This is a genomic window from Actinomadura sp. 6N118 (assembly GCF_044326415.1).
Lineage (GTDB): Bacteria > Actinomycetota > Actinomycetes > Streptosporangiales > Streptosporangiaceae > Spirillospora.
In genome coordinates this window covers 650325-671980 of record NZ_JBIRAZ010000001.1, presented here as the reverse complement: position 1 = coordinate 671980, position 21656 = coordinate 650325, and the positions used below count along the sequence as shown (strand labels likewise).

Below are 21656 nucleotides of genomic sequence, written 5' to 3'. Positions count from 1 at the left end.
CCTATCCATATATTTCGTCGAGCTTGGCGGCCAGCACGGCGCCGATCTCGGCGGCCGGCTCAGGTTCCATCAGCAGGTGGTGGTCGACGTCCAGCGGGTGGTCCTCGATCCGCCCGTCGACCAGCGGGGCCCAGTTGGCGGGCCCGGTGGGCATCTCGTCTGTGCGGCCCTGGAGCGCGGTGAAGAAGACGATGTCGCCGCGGAACGGGCCGGGCCGGTACTCCTCGGCGCGGTGCACCCCGTTCTCGTAGTTGCGGTAGACGTTGACCAGGTCGTCCTCGCCGAGCGTGGACAGGGCGTCCTCACGATCGGCCAGCACCGCCATGATCTGTACCAGGTCCGGATTGCCGTCCTCGGCGATCATCGTGGCGTCGATGCCGATGGACTCCAGCAGCTCGGGCAGGATCTCGCGCTTCTCGGCCTCCAGGTCCTGGGTGTGGAAGGCGTCGATGAGCGCGAGCAGCGCCACCTCCTGGCCGTCGGCCTGGAGCAGGCAGGCCATCTCGTACGCGATGAGTCCGCCGAGGGACCAGCCCGCCAGGTGGTACGGCCCGTTCGGCTGGACAGCCCGGATCTCGGCCACGTAGTCCCGCGCCATCTGCTCGACCGATCCCGGTAGCTCGTTCCGCGTGAACGCGCTGGCCTGCAACCCGTAAATCGGCTGCTCAGGGCTCAGATGGCGCTGGAACTGCAGATAGCTCCACGCCAGCCCGCCCGCCGGGTGAACGAAGAACACCGGCGGCCGTGAGCCCGCCGGACGGATCGGCAGCAGCACCTCGAACCCGAGCTGCTCCTCCTCGCCGCGCCGGGTGAGCGCCTCCACGGTCTGGTACGTGAAGACGTCCCGCGGCGCCAGCTCAAGCCCGGCCTGCCGCGCCCGCGTGACCAGCTTGATCGCGGCGATGCTGTCCCCGCCGAGGTCGAAGAAGCTGACGTCCGCGCCGACCCGTTCGACCTCCAGCACCTGCGCGAACAGCGTGCAGAGCAGCTCCTCCTCCGGCGTCTCCGGGTCGCGCCCTGTGCCGCCCCGCCCGTAGTCGGGCGCGGGCAGCGCCCGCCGGTCGAGCTTGCCGTTGGGGTTCGTCGGAAAGGTCTCCAGGACCACGAACGCCGCCGGGACCATGTACTCCGGCAACCGCGACGCCGCCCACCGCCGCAGTTGCTCTGCGAACTGGCGTGGGTCGTCCGGGACGCCGGAGACGGGGATGACATACGCGGCGAGCCGCTTGGCCCCCGGCGTGTCCTCGCGCGCGATGACCGCCACGTTGGAGACACCGGGATGGGCGGCGAGCACGGACTCGATCTCGCCGAGCTCGACGCGGAAGCCCCGGATCTTCACCTGGAAGTCGGCCCGGTCGACGTACTCCAGCTGCCCGTCCGGCCGCCACCGGAGCAGGTCGCCGGTCCGATACATCCGTTCGCCGGGCGCACCGAACGGGTCGGCGACATAGCGCTCGGCGGTGAGCCCGGGCCGGTCGAGGTAACCGCGGCCGAGTCCCGCACCCGCGATGTAAGCCTCACCGGTCACGCCGGGCGGCACGGGCAGGAGCCCCTCGTCAAGCACGTACAACCGCATGTTGTCGATCGGGCGGCCCAGTATCGGGGACCGGTCGCCCGCTGCCAGCGGCGCACGCATTCCGGCGATCGTCGTGTAGGTCGTAGCCTCCGTCGGCCCGTAGACATGGCCGACCTCGGTGTCCGGGCAGGCCGCCAGGACCTTGCGCATCGCCGCGGGGGAACCCGCCTCCCCGCCGGTGAGCACCTCCTTGAGCCCGGCGAACGCCGTCGGCCGCTCCTCCGCGACGAGGTTGAAGAGCGTCGTCGTGATGAAGATCCCCGTGACGCCCTCGTCGTTGATGATCCGCTCAAGACCGGCGGCGTCCAGCTGGCCGGGCGGTGCGACGACGGCGCAGCCGCCGGCCAGCGGCCCGATCCACATCTCGTACGTGGAGGCGTCGAACGCGTGCGCCGAGTGCACCAGCACCCGATCGTGCCCGCCGTTGCGCATGGCGGCGTCGTCCACCAGGTCCACCGCGTCGCGGTGCCGGAGCATCACGCCCTTCGGCAGCCCGGTGGACCCGGAGGTGAACAGGACGAACGCGAGCTGATCGGGCCGGTTGACGACACCGGGGTCGGTGCCCGGCTGGACGGCGAGCTCGGGGTCGTCGTCCACCACGATCACGGTGGCCGATCCCTCCAGCTCGGCCGCGCGGTCCTTCATCGGGGTGTTGACCAGGAGCACCGGCGCGCCGACCTCGGCGACGGCCCAGGCCATGCGGTCCGGCGGATAACCGTGGTGGATCGGGGCGTACGCGCCGCCCGCCTTGAGCACGGCCAGCGACGCCACGATCGAGTCGGCGGATCGTTCGAGGAGCATGGCCACCGGCGTCTCCGACCGCACGCCGAGACCGATCAGGCGATGCGCGAGCCGGTTGGCCCGCGCGTCGAGCTCGGCGAACGTGATCGACTGCCCCGCCCAGCGGATCGCCTCGGCGTCGGGGGTCTTCCGGACCCAATGCGCGAAGCGTTCGGTGATGGTCGTCCCGGGACGTCTCTCCGTCACAGGCCCCTGCCACTCCTGCAAGACCTTGGCGGACTCGTCCTCCGTGAGGACGTCCACCGAGGCCAGTGGGGCATCCGGCCGACGGGCGATGGCCTCGAAGATCCGGACCAGCCGCCCGGCCAGCCGTTCCGCGTCCTCAGGCTCGAACAGATCGGTCCGGTAGTCGACGCGAAGCGACAGCCGGCGCCCGGGCACAGCCGCCAGAGCCAGCGGGTAGTGGCTGGCGTCGTAGCCGTCGACGTCCGTCAGCGTCAGGCCGCCCAGATCCGTGCCCGCCGCGTCCGGGTCGAACGGGTAGTTCTCCAGCACGGTCATCGTGTCGAACAGCGTCCCGACCGTCGTGAGCCGCTGGATGTCGGCCAAGCCCAGATGGTGGTGGGCCATCAGTTCGGCCTGCTCGCCTTGGAGCCGCTTGAGGGCCTCCGCGACCGTGTCCGCAGGCCGCACGCGCACCCGGATCGGGAGTGTGTTGATGAAGAGCCCGATCATCTGCTCGACACCCGGCAGTTCCCCGGGGCGCCCGGACACCGCGGCGCCGAACACCACGTCGGTGTTGCCGGTGAGCCGCCCGAGGAGCATGCCCCACGCGAGCTGCATCACCGTGTTGAGCGTGACCCCCTGAGCCCGCGCCCGCGCATTCAGGTCGGCGGTCAGCTGCTCGTTCAACCTGAGCCGAACCCGGCCAGGCTCGCCCGTCGCAGCCCTAGCCTCCGGCGCAACAAACGTGGGCTCCTCCACCCCCGCCAGCGCGCGCCGCCACGCCTCCTCGGCCGCGCCACGGTCCTGCTTGGCGAGCCAGGCGAGATAGTTCTTGTACGGGGTGACACGCGGCATCCCCGTGTCGTCGCCCCCAGCCAGATACAACGCGAACAGCTCGGTCTGGAGCACCGGCGTGGACCAGCCGTCCAGCAGGATGTGGTGGTTGGTGAACACCATCCGGTGCCGGCCGTCCGCCAGCTTGATCAGCGTGAACCTGAGCAGCGGCGGCTTGGCCATGTCGAACGGCGTCGCCCGGTCCCGATCCACGACCGCCTTGGCCTCCGCCTCACGTTCGGCCTCGGGCGTCCCGCTCAGATCGATGTCCTGCCACGGCAACCGGACTTGCCGCTGCACGATCTGGACCGGCGTGCCCTCCTTACGCTGCCGGAACCCGGCCCGCAGGTTGGCGTGCCGCCGCAGCAACGTCGCAGCCGCCGCCTTCAGAGCCGCCACATCGAGCGGCCCTTCCAGATCAAAGACGACCTGCGCCGTGTAGACGTCCTGGCCGCTGTCATGCAGAGCGTGGAAGAACAACCCTTGCTGCAGCGGCGACAGCGGCAGGATGTCCTCCAGCTGAGACTGCTTCTGCTGCTGCGGCGGTGCCGTCATCAAAGCTCCCATTCGTCGTCGAGCTCTGCGGCCAGTTCGTCGATCTCGTCCTGGCTGACCTCCACGAGGGAGAGGTCCGAGGGAGTGAAGCCGCCGACAGGCCCGTCGTCGCCACCGTCGATGACGTGGGCGACGAGGCCACGCAGGGCCGCGAACCACTTGTCGGCGAGGGACTCGATGTCTTCTTCCGAGAAGAGCGCGCCTGCCCAGGTCCAGGTCGCGGTGAGCTCGGGGCCGCCGGGGAGGTCGCGCGTGTGGGCGTTGACCTCGATGGCGTGGACGAGGGCGAGGGCGTCGTTCTGGCCGCTGCCGAGGGCGTCGCTCTCGGCTTGCGCGGCCGGGGACCAGTCGGTGGCCTCGGAGGCGGCGGATCGGCCCAGGTAGTTGAAGGCGATCTGGGGGGAACGGCCCGCGAGGCGTTCGCGGGTGGCGGGGTTGAGATGGCGGAGCAGGCCGTAGCCGATGCCGTTGTCGGGGATCTCGCGGAGCTGCTCCTTGACCCGCTTGAGCGCGGTGCCGACGGCCTGGCCGCCCTCGGCGACCTCGGGCCAGTCGATCGGGCCCGCGTCGAGCCGCACGGGGAAGATCGAGGTGAACCAGCCGGTCGTGCGCGACAGGTCCACGCCCGGGACGATCTCCTCGCGGCCGTGGCCCTCCAGATCGATCAGCACCGCGGGGTCGTCGCCGCGGCGCCACTCGGCGACGGCGAGGGCGAGGCCGGTGAGCAGCACGTCGTTGACCCGGCCGTGGAACGCGGCGGGCACGTCGGTGAGCAACGGCCCGGTGACATCGGCGGGCAAGTCGACGGTGAGATGGCGGGCGGTGCCGAACGTGTCGGTCGCCGGATCGAGCGCGCGGGCGCCGAGGAGCGGGTCCGGGGTGCTCTGGATGTCGGTCCAGAGGGGGAGTTCGGCTGCCCTGGAGGGTTCTGAGGCCTCGGCCACCAGGCGTTGGGCCCAGCGGCGGAACGAGGTGGGGACTGGCTGGAGCTCTTCCCCTGCCCAGGCAGTGACCAGGTCGGGGAGCAGGATGCGCCAGGAGACGCCGTCCACGACCAGGTGGTGCAGGGTCAGAAGGAGCCGGCCTGATCGTGTGCCCGCGTCGAACCAGACGAGCTGCGCCATGATCCCGGCGGCCGGGTCGAGGCGAGTCTTCGCGGCGTCCGCTTCGTCGGCGAGAACGTCGCGGAGGGCCTCGCCGGTCAGGCCCTGGATGTCCACTCGCCGGAGCAGGGACGCGGCGTTGACCGTGCCGGGCTCGGTGACTTCGAAGTCGTCGCCGTTCACGCGCAGGCGCAGCATGTCGTGGTGGTCGAGGACCGTTTGCAGGGCCGTCGTCAGCCGTTCCATGTCGAGGGCGGACGGGACCTGGAGCAACATGCGCTGGCTGTAGTCGCTGACCGGGCCCCGCAGGCCGCGGAACCACTGCATGATCGGCGTCGCCGGGATCGGCCCGGTCCCCGTGCCGGGCGCCTCGACCTCGATCTCCTCGCCCTCACCGACCGGCCGGGCGATCGCGGCGAGCTGTTCGACGGTCTGGTGCTGGAAGACATCGCGGGGCGAGATCACCAGACCGGACTGGCGGGCCCGGGACACCAGCTGGATCGCGATGATCGAGTCACCGCCCAAGTCGAAGAAGCCGTCGTCGATGCCGACTCGTTCCAGACCCAGCACCTCGGCGAAGAGCGCCGTAAGGGTCTCCTCATCGGCGGTACGCGGCGTACGCGACGAGACCTTGGCCGCGAAGTCCGGGGCGGGGAGGGCCTTACGGTCGAGCTTTCCGTTGGAGGTCAGGGGCAACGCGTCGAGCCGCACGACCGTCGCGGGGACCATGTGGTCGGGAAGGTCGCGGGCGGCGAAGCGGCGAAGCTCCGCCGAGTCGATGTCTGCACCGGCCGCGTACGCGATCAGGCGGTCGTCGCGGACGATGACGGCCACGTCAGAGACAGACTCGTGGCGGGCGAGAACGGATTCGATCTCGCCCGGCTCAATGCGGAAGCCGCGCAGCTGCACCTGCTGGTCGGACCGGCCCAGATACTCCAGGCTGCCATCGCGACCCCAGCGGCCCAGATCGCCTGTCCGGTACATGCGTGTGCCGGGCTTGCCGTGCGGGTCGGCGACGAAGCGTTCGGCGGTCAGGGCCTGGCGGTTGAGATAGCCCCGCGCCAGACCTGCACCGGCGACATAGAGCTCGCCCACGACACCGGGCGGCACGGGCTGGAGGCGGTCGCCGAGCACATAGACACGAAGGTCGGGGATGCCGGTGCCGATGATGCTGCCGGGCGCGGTCGCGGCGTAGGCGCGATCAAGCGCGACGTACGACACATGCACGGTCGTCTCGGTGATCCCGTACATGTTGACCAGCGTCGGAGCGTCATCCGCATGCCGTGAGTACCAGTCTTCGAGGCGGCCCAGCTCCAGCGCCTCACCGCCGAAGATGACATAGCGCAGCGCCAGATCGGTGCCAGGGTCATCCCGTTCAGCGGCCATGAGCTGGTAGAACGCCGACGGTGTCTGGTTAAGGACCGTGACCCTCTCAGCCGCAAGAAGTTTCAGGAAGTCGTCCGGCGAACGCGAAACCATGTAGGGAACGACGACCAGACGGCCGCCGTACAGCAGCGAACCCCACAGCTCCCACACGGTGAAGTCGAACGCATACGAGTGGAACAACGTCCACACATCATCCGGCCCGAAGTCGAACCACTGCTCGGTCGACTTCAACAACCGCACCACGTTCTGATGCGGAACGACCACACCCTTGGGACGGCCAGTCGAACCCGACGTGTAGATGACGTACGCCGGATTGGCCGGTGAGACGGGCACACCCAGGTTGGAGTCGGCATAGCCGCCCGGCACTTCGATCGAGTCAAGTGTCAGGACCGGTTGTGCGTCCTCAAGCATGTAGGCGATGCGGTCGGCCGGATAGTCCGGATCAATCGGCACGTACGCCGCACCCGACTTCAACACCGCCAGCACCGCAACGACCAAATCAGCCGAACGCGGCAGCTTCAACGCCACAAACTGCTCAGGCCCCACACCCTGCGCCACCAAATGACGCGCCAGACGATTGGCACGAGCGTTCAACTCGCCATACGACAACGTCAAACCCTCAAACGACACCGCCGCAGCATCCGGACGCAACACCGCCTGCGCCTCGAACAACACCGGAATCGTCGCCCGCTCAACCGGACCTGCCGCGCCACCCGCCCACTTGCGCAGGATGGTGCGGCGTTCGGCCCGATCTAGGATCTCAGCGGTGCCGATCGGCTCGTCGGGTGCGTCGAGCAGCTCGCGCACCAGCCGTTCGAAGCGGCCCGCGATCGACTCGGCGGTGGCCGGGTCGAAGAGGTCCAGCGCGTACTCCAGCCCGGCTTCGATCCCGGCGGGAACACCGTCGTCGCCGTGCCGTTCCTCCAGATAGAGGGACAAGTCGTACTTGGCGGCACCTGACGGGAGCGCCTCGGCTCCCCCGCTCAGGCCCTCCAGCTCAAGCCTGGCCTCGGGGTTGTTCTGGAACGACAGGGCCACCTGGAACAACGGGTGCCGGGACATCGACCGCGCCGGGTTGAGCACCTCGACGAGCCGCTCGAACGGCAGGTCCTGATGGGCATACGCGGCGAGGTCCGTCTCCTTGACCCGCCCGATCAGCTCGCGGAACGACGGGTCGCCGGACGTGTTGGTGCGCAGCACCAGCATGTTGACGAACATGCCGACCAGATCGTCCAGCGCCTCGTCCGTACGGCCCGCGATGGGCGAGCCGATCGGCACGTCCGTCCCGGCGCCGAGACGCGTCAGCAGCGCCGCGTACGCCGCCTGCATCACCATGAACAGGCTGGCGCCGCTTTCCCGCGCGATCTTCAGCAGCCGCGCGTGCAGGTCGGGATCGAGCTCGAAGGTGAACGTGGCGCCCCGGTGACTGGCCTCGGGCGGCCGGGGCCGATCGGCCGGGAGTTCCAGCTGGTCCGGGATGCCGGCAAGGGTTTCCTTCCAGTACGCGATCTGCCGCGAGATCAGGCTTTCCGGGTCGTCCTCCGACCCGAACAAATCCTGCTGCCACAGCGTGTAGTCCGCGTACTGCACCGGCAGCGGCGCCCAGTCCGGCGCCTTGCCCTCGCTGCGCGCCGCGTACGCCAGGATCACGTCCCGCGCCAGCGGCGCCATCGACCAGCCGTCAGCCGCGATGTGGTGCAGGACCAGCATCAGGACATGGACGCCCCCGCCAAGCGAGAACAGCCGGACCCGCAGCGGCGGCTCGATCGACAGGTCGAAGCCCTGCCCGACGACGGCGGCGAGGGCGGCCGGCAACTGCGTCTCGTTCGTCTCAGTCACGGTGAGCCGTGGTCGTGCCAGGGCCGGCTCCAGCACGAGCTGCCGCGCGGTGCCGGAGCCGTCCGGGAAGATCGTGCGGAGCGACTCGTGCCGCGTCACCACGTCGCCGAGCGCGGCCTGGAGGGCCTCATGGTCGATGGCTCCGACGAGCCGCAAGGCCGCCGGCATGTTGAACGTGGCGGAGCGCCCCTCGAACCGGTTGAGGAACCACAACCGCTGCTGCGCGTACGACAGCGGAACGACATCCGGGCGCCGTTCGGCACGGACGAGCGCGGGCCGGACCTCGCCGGACGCCTCGGCGAGCCGCTCGGCCAGACCTGCCACCGTCGGCGCCTCGAAGAGGGCCCGGAGCGGCAGTTCCACGCCGAGCGCCGACCGGATCCTGCCGACCAGTCGCGTCGCGATCAGCGAGTCGCCGCCGAGGGCGAAGAACCCGTCGTCCACGCCGACCCGTGCGACGCCGAGCACCTCGGCGAACAGCCCGGCGAGGATCTCCTCGCGCGGCGACCGCGGCGCCCGGCTGACCGAGGCCCCGGTGCCCGGTGCGGGCAGGGCCCGGCGGTCCAGCTTCCCGTGCACGGTCAGCGGCAGCGCGTCCAGCAGGGTGAACGAGGGGACCATGTAGTCGGGGAGGCTCGCCGCGACGTGCCGCCGCAGCGCCACGACGTCCACGTCTCCGGCGACGTAGGCGGCCAGGCGCTTCTCCCCCGGTGTGTCCTCACGGACGACGACGGCGGCCTGCGCGACGCCCGGGTACGCACCGACGACGCTCTCGATCTCACCGAGCTCGACCCGGTAACCGCGGATCTTCACCTGGTCATCGACCCGTCCGAGATACTCAATGGTGCCTCTCGCACCCGACCAACCCACCCCGTCCGACCTCCCGGCGGACGTCCAGCGCACGAGGTCGCCGGTGCGGTACATCCGGTCGCCCGGGTCGCCGAACGGGTCGGCGACGAAACGTTCGGCGGTCAGGCCGGGACGGTCGAAATAACCGCGTGCCAGCTGCACACCGGCGAGGTAGAGCTCACCGGGGACGCCGGGCGGCACGGGCTGCAAGGCCGCGTCGAGCACGTACGAGCGGGTGTTGCGGTAGGGGCTGCCGACCGTGGGACGTTCGCTGAGGCCGACCACCTGGTTCATGGTGTCGATGGTCGATTCGGTCGGCCCGTAGAAGTTGCGGGTCGTCACGCCGGGCAGCGCACGCAGCTCAGCCCACACCGCCGCGCTGATCGCCTCCCCGCCGAGCAGCAACTGGCACGGCCGGTGCCGCCCGTCATCGGCCAGCAGCCCGGCCTCCCGCAGCGACTGGAAGTGCGACGGCGTGGTGTTGACGAGATCGATGCGCGCCTTGGCGACGTACGACGTGTAGGCCTCGACGTCACGGCGTATCTCGTCGTCGATGAGGTGCAGCTCGTGGCCGTACATCATCCACAGCAGGCCCATCCACGACGTGTCGAACGAGAACGACGACAGGTGCGCGAACCGCATCCGCCGTCCGCCGACCGCCTCGATCGCCGGGTCGAAGAACGCGACGCGGTGCGCCTCGAAGTAGTTGAGGACGCCCACGTGCGGCACGACCACGCCCTTGGGGCGTCCGGTCGAGCCCGAGGTGTAGATGACATAGGCGCTGTTGCCCGCCGAAGCCCTGCGTTCGGGGTCATGTGAGGGACGCCCCGCGACGTCGAGGCTCTCCGTGATCGTCAGCGCGGGCCGGCAGTCGTCGAGCATGTAGGTGACTCGTTCGGCCGGGTACTCGGGGTCGATCGGCACGTACGCCGCGCCCGCCTTCAGCACTCCGAGGATCGACACGACGATCTCCGGGGTGCGCGGCAGCACCAGCGCGACCCGGTCCTCGGGCCCCACACCACGGGCGATCAGCTCGTGCGCAAGGCGGTTGGCCCGCGCGTTCAGCTCCGCATACGTGAGGGAAAGGCCTCCGCACACCAGCGCGACGTCGTCCGGCGTCCGCGCGGCCTGCGCTTCGAAGAGCTCCGGCAGCGTGCCCGGGCGCAGCTCAGCCGCCGTGTCGTTCCAGGTGGCGAGCCGTGCGCGCTCGTCCTCCCCCGCGAGCTCCACGGCCCCGATCGCCTGCCCGGAGTCGTCGGCGAACGCCTCCAGGACACGCCGGATACGAGCCAGCAGCGCCTCGACGACGTCCTTCTCGTAGATGTCCGGCCGGTAATGCAGCCGCAGCGACAGTTCGGGACCGGGCGCGGCGACGAACGACAGCGGGAAATGCGTCGCGTCATACGAGTCGGCACCGGTGATCCGCACGCCGTTCAGCGATCCGTCCATCGAGGCCGGGTCGAACGGATAGTTCTCCAGCACGGTCATCGTGTCGAAGAGCTGGCCGTGGCCCGCCATCCGCTGGATGTCGGTGAGGCCGAGGTGGTGGTGCGGCAGCAGCTCGGCCTGCTCGTCCTGGAGGCGCTCCATGAGGGTGGCGAGCGACTCCTCCGGCCGGTATCTCACACGCACGGGCAGGGTGTTGATGAAGAGCCCGATCATCTGCTCGATGCCTGGCAGCTCCGCAGGCCGACCTGACACAGTCGAGCCGAAGACCACGTCGTTCGTGCCGAGCAAGCGTCCGAGCACAAGACCCCACGCGCCTTGCAGCACGGTGCTCAGTGTGACGCCGTGCCGCCGGGCCGCACGCTGGAGCTTCTTGGTCAGCCGCTCATCCAGCTCGGTGATGGTCCGTTCGGGCAGTACCGGCGGGCGGCCCACCGCGTCAGGCGCCACAAGACTAGGCTCCGCCACGCCGTCGAGCGCGCCTTGCCAAGCCTTCTCAGCAGCGTCACGGTCCTGCTTGGAGAGCCAGGCCAGATAGCTCTTGTACGGGGTGACGCGCGGGAAGCCCGAGTCATGCCCGCCCTGCACGTACAACATGAACAGCTCGGTCGCCAGGATCGGCGTGGACCATCCGTCGAGCAGAATGTGGTGATTGGTGAACACCAGCCGATGCCGCTCGGCCCCCATCCTGACGAGGACGAACCGCAGCAGCGGCGGCGCGCTCACGTCGAAACGGCGCGTCCGTTCCCGTGCCACGACCGCATCTGCCTCAGCCTCGTCCGCGACATCTAGCTCTTCCCAGGGCAGCTCCACACTGCGCGGAATGACCTGCACCGGCTTGGAGAGTTTTTCGTGCCAGAACGCGGCGCGCAGGTTGGAGTGCCGCCGGAGCAACGTGTCCGCGGCGGTACGCAGCGCGGCGGCGTCCAGCGGCCCGTCGAGATCAAGAACGATCTGCGCCGTGTAGACGTCCCTGCCACCCGAGCCGGTCTCCGCGTCGTACAGGGCATGGAAGAAGAAACCCTGCTGCAGCGGCGAAAGCGGCAGGATGTCCTCAAGGTCACCACGGTTCACCCTTGTTTCCTCCAGGCGTCCTGCAGTTGGTCGATCTCGGACTGGTCGAGGTCCACCAGGAGGTCGGAGGGGGTGAACCCGCCGGCCGCCTCGGTGCCGTCGCCGCTGACGTGCGCGACCAGGCCGCGCAGCGCCTCGAACCAGCCTTCGGCGAGCTCCCGTACGTCGTCCTCGGCCAGCAACCCGTCCGGCCAGGTCCAGGTGGCGCTGAGCTCGGGGCCGCCCGCCAGGTCCCGGGTGATCGCGTTGATCTCCAGGAGGTGCGCCATCGGCATCCGTGGGTCCTCGCCGCCGGGAAGCTCCTCGGTGGCAAGGCTCCAGTCGCCGCCCTCGCCACCCGGATCCACCCGGCCGAGGTAGTTGAACGCGATCTGCGCGGGCGCGAGATCGGCCAGCTCTTCGGCGGCCTCGGCGTTGAGGTAGCGGAGCAGGCCATAGCCGATGCCGTCGTCGGGGATCTCGCGGAGTTGCTCTTTGACCTTCTTGATGGCGGTGCCGACGGCCTGGCCGCCGTCCCGTACCTCGGCCCAGTCGATCGTGCCCGCGTCCAGCCGGACGGGGTGGATCGAGGTGAACCAGCCTGCGGTACGCGACAGATCCACGCCCGGCACGATGTCCGCGCGGCCGTGGCCTTCGAGGTCGATGAGCACGCCGGTGCCGCGGCCACCGCGGTGCGTGCCCCCTGTGGGGGGACGACCCCCCGCACCCCCCGCAGCGGCTTCGCTGCGGTTTTTGCGCCACTGGGCGACGGCGAGCGACAGCCCGGTGAGCAGCACGTCGTTGGCGCGGCCATGGAACGCGGCGGGCACGTCGGTGAGCAGCGGCCCGGTGACGTCCGCGGGCAGGTCCAGCCGGACCGTGCGGGTGCGGGCGGCGATGTCCACGCGCGGGTCGAGGTCCCGGCTCGCAAGCTGCTGGACGGGACCGTCCACGATGTCGAGCCAGGTGTCCAGCTCGGCCTCGGCGCGTGCCGGGTCGGTCGCAGCGGCGGTGAGCCGCTGCGCCCAGCGGCGGAACGAGGTGAGGACAGGTTGGAGCTCTTCCCCGGCCCAGGCGGTGACCAGGTCGGGAAGGAGAATCCGCCAGGACACGCCGTCCACGACGAGGTGATGCAGGACGACCAGCAGGCGGCCTTGCGCCTGGCCCGCGTCGAACCACACGAGCTGCCCGGTGATCCCGGCGGCGGGGTCGAGGCGGTCGCGCGCTGCGGCGGCGTGCTCGGCGATGACCTGGGCGAGCTTGTCGCCGTCCAGGGCGGCGACGTCGACGCGGGTGACGAGTCCCTCGGCGGCGACCGTCCCGGTCGGCCGGACGACGGGCTGCCACCGGTCGCCGTCCACGTCGAGCCGCAGCCGCAGTATGTCGTGGTGGTCGAGGAGGGTCTGGAACGCGGCGGTGAGGCGTTCCGTGCCGAGAGCCGGGGGTGTGCGGAGCAGGGTCGACTGGTGGAAGCCGCGGATCAGGTCGGCGTCGCCGCCGACTCGTTCGCGCAGCCAGGCGACGACGGGTGTGACCGGGACGGGCCCGGTGCCGGTGCCGGGCGCCTCGACCTCGATCTCCTCGCCCTCACCGACCGGCCGGGCGATCGCGGCGAGCTGTTCGACGGTCTGGTGCTGGAAGACATCGCGAGGCGAGATGACCAGGCCGGACTGGCGGGCCCGGGACACCAGCTGGATCGCGATGATCGAGTCACCGCCCAGATCGAAGAAACCATCATCGATGCCCACTCGTTCGAGACCCAGCACCTCAGCGAAGAGAGCCGCGAGGGTTTCCTCGTCGGTGGTGCTCGGAGTACGCGAGGAGACCTTGGCGGCGAAGTCCGGATCGGGCAGCGCGTCGCGGTCCAGCTTGCCGTTCACCGTCAGCGGCAGCGCGTCCAGGGCCATGACGGCTGCCGGGACCATGTAGTCCGGCAGGTCCTGCGCGACGGCGCGCCGCAGGGCGGTGGAGTCGATGTCCGCGCCGACCACGTAGGCGATCAGGCGGTCGTCGCGGGCGATGACCGCCACGTCGGCCACGGGGGCATGCCTGGCCAGGGCCGATTCGATCTCGCCCAGCTCGATGCGGAATCCGCGCAGCTGCACCTGCTGGTCGGACCGGCCCAGATACTCCAGGCTGCCATCGCGACCCCAGCGGCCGACGTCGCCCGTACGGTACATGCGCGTGCCGGGCTTGCCGTAGGGGTCGGCGACGAAGCGTTCGGCGGTCAGGGCCTGGCGGTTGAGATAGCCCCGCGCCAGACCGGCGCCCGCCACGTACAACTCGCCCGCCACTCCAGGCGCGACCGGCTGGAGATGGTCGTCAAGCACGTAGACGCGAAGGTCGGGGATGCCGGTCCCGATGATGCTGCCGGGCGCGGTCGCGGCGTAGGCGCGATCAAGCGCGACGTACGACACATGCACCGTCGTCTCGGTGATCCCGTACATGTTGACCAGGGTCGGCGCGTCGTCCGCGTGCCGTGAATACCAGTCTTCGAGACGGCCCAGCTCCAGCGCCTCACCGCCAAAGACGACATAGCGCAGCGCCAGGTCAGTGCCGGGGTTATCCCGGTCAGCGGCCATGAGCTGGTAGAACGCCGACGGCGTCTGGTTGAGGACCGTGACCTTCTCCGCCGCAAGGAGCTTGAGGAAGTCCTCCGGCGAACGGCTTGTCAGGTAGGGAACGACGACCAGGCGACCGCCGTACAGCAGCGAACCCCACAACTCCCACACGGTGAAATCGAACGCGTAGGAGTGGAAGAGCGTCCACACATCATCGGAGCCGAAGTCAAACCACTGCTCGGTCGAACGCAGCAACCGCACCACGTTCTGATGCGGAACCACGACACCCTTGGGACGCCCAGTCGAACCCGACGTGTAGATGACATACGCCGGACTGTCCGGCGACACCGCGATGCCGAGATCGCTGTCGTCGTAGCCCTCGGGGATCTCGATGCTCTCCAACATGAGGGCTGGTTGGGCGTCTTCGAGCATGTAGGTAATACGGTCGGCCGGATAGTCCGGATCAATCGGTACGTACGCCGCACCCGACTTCAACACAGCCAGCACCGCGACGACCAAATCAGCCGAACGCGGCAGCTTCAACGCCACAAACTGCTCAGGCCCCACACCCTGCGCCACCAAATGACGCGCCAGACGGTTAGCACGAGCGTTCAGCTCGCCGTACGTCAGCGTCGTGCCCTCAAACGACACCGCCGGAGCACCCGGCCGCAACACCGCCTGCGCCTCGAACAACGCCGGAATCGTCGCCCGCTCCACCGGACCCGTCGCCCGCTCAACCGGACCCGCTGCGCCGCCTGCCCATTCGGTGAGGATGGTCTCGCGTTCGGCCGGATCGAGGACGTCGATCTCGCTGATCCGGGCCTCGGGGTCGGCGAGCAGCGCGGTCAGGTACCGCTCGAAGCGGTCGATGAGCCGCCGCGCCGTGGCCGGGTCGTAAAGGTCGAGCGCGTACTCCAGCTCGCCGTCCAGCCCGTCCTCGCGCTCGGTGAGGACCATGAGGAGGTCGAAACGGGCGACACCGGCGTGCAGCGGCTCGACCTCCGCGCTGAAGCCGGGTAGCTCCAGCTTGGCCTCGGGGTTGTTCTGGAAGGTCAGGCCCACCTGGAAGAGCGGGTGGCGGCCAAGGTGGCGCGGCGGGTTGAGGACCTCGACGAGCCGCTCGAACGGGACGTCCTGGTGGGCGTACGCGGCGAGGTCGGTCTCCCGCACCCGCGCGACGAGGTCCCGGAACGCCGGGTCGCCGGAGGTGTCGGTCCGGAAGACCAGCATGTTGACGAACATGCCGATCAGGTCGTCCAGCGCCTCGTCCGTACGGCCCGCGATCGGCGAGCCGATCGGCACGTCCGTCCCGGCGCCGAGCCGCGTGAGCAGTGCGGCGAAGGCGGCCTGCGCGACCATGAACGGGCTGGTGCCGGTCTCCCTCGCGACCTTCAGCAGCGCCGTGCGCACATCGGGGCCCAGCCGGAAGCGGGCCGTGCCGCCCCGGTAGGACGCCTGGGCGGGGCGCGGCCGGTCCGCGGGCAGTTCCAGTTCTTCGGGAAGCCCGGCGAGTGCGTCCTTCCAGTACGCGATCTGCCGCGAGATCAGGCTTTCCGGGTCGTCCTCCGACCCGAACAAATCCTGCTGCCACAGCGTGTAGTCCGCGTACTGCACCGGCAGCGGCGCCCAGTCCGGGGCCTGGCCGCCCGCCCGCGCCGCGTACGCCGAGATCAGATCCTTGGCGAGCGGCGCCATGGACCAGCCGTCCCCGGCGATGTGGTGCATGAGCAGCAGCGCGACGTGCTCGTCTGGCGCGATCTTGTAGAGATGGGCGCGCAGTGGCGGCTCGGCGGAGATGTCGAACGCGTAGCCCGCTGCCATCCCGAGCCGGGAGGGCAGCTCGGCCGCCGTGGTCTCGGTGATCTGGAGCTCGGGGCGCGCCGCCGACGGATCCAGGACGAGCTGCCGTGGCACGCCGCCGCTGTCGGGCAGGATCGTCCGCAACGTCTCGTGCCGCATGACAAGGTCGCCGAGGGCTGCCTGCATCGCCTCGTAGTCGAGGGCACCGCGGATGCGCAGCGCGGTCGGCACGTTGTACGTGGCGGACGGCCCCTCGAACCGGTTGAGGAACCACAACCGCTGCTGCGCGTACGACAGCGGGACGGCCTCGGGGCGCTCACGCCGTTCCAGCGCCGGGCGCCCCGCCTCGCCCGCAGTCAGGTCGCCCAGCTGCGCGGACAGCCGGGCGACGGTCGGCGCCTCGAACAGCGCGCGCACGGGCAGCTCGACGTCCAGCGCCCGCCGGACCCGGCTGACGACCCGCATCGCGATGAGCGAGTTGCCGCCCAGCTCGAAGAAGTCGTCGTCGATGCCGACCCGGGCGACGCCCAGCAGGTCGGCGATCACGGCGGCGATCGTCTCCTCGCGGGCGTCCCGCGGGGCACGGTAGGCGGTCGCGGTCTCGGGCGCTGTGATCGCGGGCCGGGGCAGCGCCTTGGTGTCGACCTTGCCGTTGGGGGTCAGCGGCAACTGGTCGAGGACGACCACGGCGGAGGGCACCATCGACTCGGGCAGGTGCTGGCGAACGTGGGCGCGCAGCTCTTCGGGGTCGAGGGTCTGTCCAGGGGCCGCGACGACGTACGCGACGAGGCGCTTGGCCGTGGGCTCGGCGGTCGGCTCGGCGGTGGGCTGGTCCGCGATCGACGTCGCGCGGAGCTCGTCGGCGCCCGGCAGGTCCAGGCCGGAGACGGCGACGGACGCGTCGGCGACGACGGCCTCGAGCACCTGCCGGTACCAGCCCGCGAGCCGTTCGACGGTCGCACGGTCGAACAGGTCCAGCGCGTACTCGATCGTCCCCACCATGCCTGAGCCGCCCATTGGCTCGTCCAGCAGGAACTCCAGATCGAACTTGGCCACCCCGGCGTCCACCGGCTCGACTCCGACGGTCAGCCCGGGCAGCTCGACCGACGGCGCCGGATTGTTCTGGAGGGTGAGCATGACCTGGAAGAGCGGGTGCCGGGACAGGGACCGCGCCGGGTTGAGGGTTTCGACGATGCGCTCGAACGGCACGTCCTGGTGGGCGTACGCGGCGAGATCGGTCTCCCGCACCCGGGCGAGCAGCTCGGCGAACGCCGGGTCACCGGAGGTGTCGGTGCGCAGGACCAGGGTGTTGACGAAGACGCCAACGAGCTCATCGAGCGCCTCGTCCGTCCGGCCCGCGATCGGCGAGCCGATCGGCACGTCGGTCCCCGCGCCGAGCCGTGTGAGGAGCGCGGCGAGCGCGGCCTGCAGCACCATGAAGAGGCTGACCTGGTGGTCGCGGGCCAGAGCGGACAGGCCGTCCGACAACTCCTGCGGCACCTCGAACGTGACTTGCCCGCCCCGGTAGGACGCGCGCTCGGGCCGGGGCCGGTCGGTGGGCAGGGTCAGCTGGTCCGGAAGGCCCGCCAGGGCGCCCTTCCAGTAGTCGAGCTGGCGGGCGGCGAGACTCTCGGGCCCGATGCCGAGAAGCTGCCGCTGCCAGAGCGCGTAGTCCGCGTACTGCACCGGCAGCGGTTTCCAACTCGGTGCGGCGCCGTCGCTGCGGGCGATGTAGGCGGTGATGACGTCCCTCGCCAGGGGCGCCAAGGACCAGCCGTCACCGGCGACGTGGTGCATAACGAGCAACAGGACGTGCTCGTCGGCGGCGAGCCGGTAGAGGAAGGCGCGCAACGGGAGCTGGTCGGCCAGGTCGAAGCCGCGCGTGGCGTCCATGAAAAGCCGCCCGTGCAGGTCTCCGGTCAGGTCTTTGCCCGGCGCCTCGACGATGGTCAGCTCCGGCTCGACCTCGTCCGGGTCGAGGATCCGCTGATACGGCTCGCCGTCGGCCTCGCCGAACAACGTCCGCAGCGACTCGTGGCGGGCGATCACGTCGTGCAGCGCGGCACGCACCGCGGCGTGGTCGATCTCGCCCGTCAGCCGCAGCGGGATCGGCATGTTGTAGGTGGCAGTCGGGCCTTCGAGCCGGTTCAGGAACCACAGGCGTTCCTGCGCGTACGAGACCGGCAGCGGATCCGGGCGGGCCGCCGGGATGAGCGCGGGCCGCACCTCGCCCTCCGGCCCGGCCGTCGCGGCGGCGATGTGGGCGGCGATCCCGGCGACGGTCGGCGTCTCGAACACCACCCGGATCGGCAGCTCGGTGTTCAGCGCGGCGCGGGCGCGCGAGACCACCCGGGTCGCCTTGAGCGAGTCGCCGCCGAGGTCGAAGAAACCGTCGTCGATGCCGACGCCCGGCAGCCCGAGCACCTCGGTGAAGATCCCGCACAGGATCTCCTCCCGGGCGTCACGCGGGCCCCGTCCAGTGACCGCCTCTGTGAAATCGGGGGCGGGAAGGGCGGCACGGTCCAATTTTCCGGCCGGGTTGAGCGGCAGCTCGGCGAGTTGCACGACGGCTGCGGGCAGCATGTACTCCGGCAGCGTGCGGGCCACGAAACCGCGCAGCGCCGCCGGGTCGAGCGGCAGGCCTGGTTCGATGGGGACGACGTAGGCGACCAGCACGGTGTCGCCCACGTCGTCCGTGCGGGCGACCGCGACGCTCTGCCGTACGCCGGGGTGGGCTGCGAAGGCGGTCTCGATCTCGCCCAGCTCGATACGGAAGCCGCGCACCTTGACCTGGTGGTCGGCGCGGCCCAAGTACTCCAGGTTGTGCTCCGCACCCGACCAACCCACCCCGTCCGACCTCCCGGCAGGTGCCCAGCGCGCCAGATCGCCCGTGCGGTACATGCGGGCGCCGGGCTCGCCGAACGGGTCGGCCACGAACCGGTCGGCGGTCAGCCCCGGACGGCGCAGGTAGCCGCGGACCACGCCCGGGCCGCCGAGGTAAAGCTCGCCCGGCACGCCCGCTGGGACAAGCCGAAGCGCCGCGTCCAGCACATAGGCACGCACGTTGGCCATGGGCCGGCCGATCGGGGCCCGCCCTTCGGGGTTGCCGTCGTCGTACCAGCCGGTCACCACGACGGTCGCCTCGGTCGGCCCGTAGATGTTGGAGATGCGGGCGTCCGGCGCCTGCCGCCGGACCTCGCGGAGCATCGGCGGGGGCAGCGCCTCACCGCCCAGCGTGATGTGGTCGGCCTCGATCCGCACGTCCTCGCGGCCGAGCACCGCCGAGGCCGCCGAGGGCACGCCGCCGATGAACGTGCCGGACCAGCCGCCGCGTTCGCCGACTTCCAGCAGGTCCCGCAGGACCTCGATCTCGCCGCCGACCGTCAGCGGCAGCAGCCACTCCTGGACCGACAGGTCGAAGTTGAGCGAGGTGGCGAACGCCGCGCGCCGCAGGGCGTCGGCACCGAAGAACTCCAGCACGCGGGCGCGGAACGCGTTCATGTCGGCGTGGTTGACGGCGACGCCCTTGGGCCTGCCGGTCGAGCCCGAGGTGTAGATGACGTACGAGAGGTTGCCAGGCAGGAGGGGCCGGACCCGCTCGGCATCCGTAACATCTGTGTCGGCTGTGTCGGCTGTGTCGGCTGTGTCGGCGGTATCTGCGAGCTCGGGATCGTCCGCGAGGAGGTCGAGCTCGATGCGGGTGACACCGCCGGGCAGCGCGGCGCCGCTGGTGGTGATGACGCAGGCCGGAGCGGCGTCCGCCAGCATGTAGGCGATCCGGTCGGGCGGGTAGGCGAGGTCGATCGGCAGGTACGCGGCGCCCGCCTTGAGGACGGCGGTGAGCGCCTCGACCATGGCGGCGTCGCGCGGCAGCGCGATGCCGACCAGGTCCTCGGGGCCGACGCCGAGCGCGATCAGCCGCCGGGCAAGCCGGTTGGCCCGGGAGTTGAGCTCCCGGTAGGTGAACGTCTCGGCGCCGTGGCGGACGGCCGGTGCGTCCGGGGTGGCGGCCGTCTGGCGTTCGAACAGCACGGGCCACGTCTCGGTGGCGCGTGGCGCGACGACCCCGCTGCTGGTCGCAAGGACCAGCCGCCGCTCAGCCTCGTCCAGGAACTCGACGTCGCGCAGCGGAGTGGCCGGGTCGACGGCGCCGAGCGCGGTCAGGAACCGCATGAAACGTTCCTGGTGGGCGGCGACCTCGGCCTCGGTGTACAGGTCGGGGTGCGCCTCGAAGTCGACCCGCAGGCCGTTGCCGTCGAAGTTGTCGTAGATGTTGACCGACAGGTCGTCCACCGGCCCGGTGGTGATGGCGTGCATGCGGCCGCGCGTGCCGGCGAAGTCGAGCCGGTAGTCGAAGGCCATGATGTTGACCGTCGGCCCGTAGAGCCGGCGCCGCTCCCCCAGCATCTTCAGGTCGCGCACCAGGTCCTCGCGGCGGTAGCGCTGGTGGCGCAGCGCCCGCGCGGTGGCCCGGGTGACCGAGCGCACCAGTTCCTCGACCGACATGTCCGGCCGGACCTCCACGCGCAACGGCAGGATGTTGGAGGCCATCGCGGCCGTCTCCTGCGCCAGCGGCGTGGTGCGGCCGGTGACGGCCAGGCCGATGATGACGTCCTCGGTGCCGGTCATGCGTCCGACGTACGCGGCGATCGCAGCGATCGCGAGCGCCTGGGTGGCGGTGCGCAGCCGCCGCGCGCCGGCGGCGAGGTCGGCGGTGGCGTCCGGCGGCAGCGTGGTGATGCGGCTGATCGGCCACGGGGTCGGGACGGCCATGTCGTCGGTCAGGCTGACGGCGACCGGCTTGTCGGCGAAGCGCTCGGTCCAGTAGGCGCGGTCGCGCTCGTACTTCTCCGAGGAGCGGTAGGCGGCGTCCTCGGCCAGCAGCCCGCGGTACGAGCCGTGCTCGACCTCCTCGTACTCGCCGCCGTTGGCCAGTGCCGTGTAGACCTCGGCGGCCCGGCGGCTGACCATCGAGCCGCTGAAGGCGTCCGCGACGATGTGGTGGGCGCGGATGAACCACCAGTGCAGCTCCGGCCCCAGCCGCAGCCAGCCGGTGACGTAAAGGCGCTCGCCGTCCAATGGCAGCGGCTCGGCCATGCGCTCGCGAATCCACGCGTGCGCGGCGGCCCGCGGGTCTTTTTCGCCGCTGAGGTCGACGAGCGGAACCGTCGCCGTCGCGGTGCGATCCAGGATCTGGAAAGGAATGCCGTCCCGCTCGACGATGCGGGCGTTCATGGCTTCGCCCTCGTGCGCCGCGATATTCGCCACCCGGTCGAACACGGCGTGATCAATCGGGCCCTCGATTTCGATGTACTGCGCAATATGAATCGGCGTTTCAGGTGCCAGTTGCTGCGCGTACCAAACGCTCTGCTGAGCGGCGGAAAGAGGAACGTACTCAATCGACGACATCAGGAGGCACTTTCCCGGTCTGAGGGGTTTTGTATAACGCGAAGAGTGACGACGAAACTTCGGGCCGTACCCCGTCCCCTTTCCCCGTATCCCTGCCGGTCTCGCGTCGCTCACGCGCGACCCCATCGCGCCGAGCCAGCTCCCAACCAGTGCAGAGCGCCGCTGCTTTCCCGCCCCCCGGTCAGGGCAAGCCCTCGACCACGTCTGTACTGAGGAGTAGCGCTGCCACAGTTAACCAGCCTGTCACATGCCTCGCAATCCCCTCGTATGTAGAACTTA

At 70.4% G+C, this 21656-nt stretch carries 3 protein-coding genes; all 3 read right to left on the bottom strand.

Features of this window, described 5'->3' with window-relative positions:
* Position 1: 1 nt before the first annotated feature.
* Genes ACH34W_RS02885 through ACH34W_RS02875 form a run of 3 tightly spaced genes read right to left on the bottom strand, consistent with a single transcriptional unit; the run spans position 2 to position 21377 of the window.
* A complete protein-coding gene (locus ACH34W_RS02885) occupies positions 2 to 3931 on the bottom strand; it encodes an amino acid adenylation domain-containing protein (RefSeq protein ID WP_395959078.1) in 3930 nt (1309 codons plus the stop codon).
* A complete protein-coding gene (locus ACH34W_RS02880; protein WP_395959077.1) occupies positions 3931 to 11628 on the bottom strand; it encodes an amino acid adenylation domain-containing protein in 7698 nt (2565 codons plus the stop codon). The genes ACH34W_RS02885 and ACH34W_RS02880 overlap by 1 nt, the downstream gene beginning before the upstream one ends.
* Positions 11625 to 21377, bottom strand: coding sequence for an amino acid adenylation domain-containing protein (locus tag ACH34W_RS02875; protein WP_395959076.1), 9753 nt, complete (start codon positions 21375 to 21377; stop codon positions 11625 to 11627). Before ACH34W_RS02875 ends, ACH34W_RS02880 begins: the two co-directional genes overlap by 4 nt.
* Positions 21378 to 21656 lie beyond the last annotated feature (279 nt).

Coding starts and splice junctions, on each gene's coding strand:
- ACH34W_RS02875 (WP_395959076.1), bottom strand. CDS start 21,377: ATGTCGTCGATTGAGTACGTTCCTCTTTCCGCCGCTCAGCAGAGCGTT.
- ACH34W_RS02885 (WP_395959078.1), bottom strand. CDS start 3,931: ATGACGGCACCGCCGCAGCAGCAGAAGCAGTCTCAGCTGGAGGACATC.